The following is a 447-nucleotide window of genomic DNA, read 5'->3' on the forward strand; positions in this document are numbered from 1 at the left end:
GCATCAACCGCGCCAGGTGGCTTATTCAGAGCACTTCGCTCCCACTTAACAAAATTGCTTTATCGGTGGGCTACAGCGATCCGGTCTATTTCACCCGCTTGTTTCGTAAACATAACGGCATCCCACCGGGCGAATATCGCAAACGCTATGCGGAAATGAAGGGCTAAAAACATCAACGGCTCCCATCGGGAGCCGTCTTTTACCTACTACGTACTGCTACGTGCCAGGCTATGCCATCTCAGTTTGCAGACGCAACACCTGACGATTGACTTCGGACATCACTGACAGATGCAGCTTGTCCTTGACCTTCGGGATAAGGATTTTGCCCTTATCAAATTCAAATGCGCCAACGTCCTTGATGTACAACCGTCCACGAAACAGGATCTTCACGTACTTCGCCACTTGCAGCGGATTGTAGCGTTGGAAAATTTTCATTCTTCTCTCCTG

Annotated in this window: 2 protein-coding genes; one reads left to right on the forward strand and one right to left on the reverse strand. The window is 49.4% G+C overall.

The features are described 5' to 3' along the window. Window positions 1-2 precede the first annotated feature (2 nt). The gene (locus tag M3226_RS32940) at window positions 3-167 is read left to right on the forward strand and encodes a helix-turn-helix domain-containing protein (protein ID WP_374110715.1); all 165 of its coding nucleotides are present in this window, start codon (window positions 3-5) and stop codon (window positions 165-167) included. 61 nt (window positions 168-228) lie between these two features. Here M3226_RS32940 and M3226_RS31630 read toward each other — a convergent pair. Continuing rightward, window positions 229-447: DUF1107 domain-containing protein (locus M3226_RS31630; RefSeq protein WP_445165009.1), on the reverse strand; the 219-nt coding region annotated here is incomplete at its 5' end.

It is taken from the genome of Neobacillus cucumis (assembly GCF_023715505.1).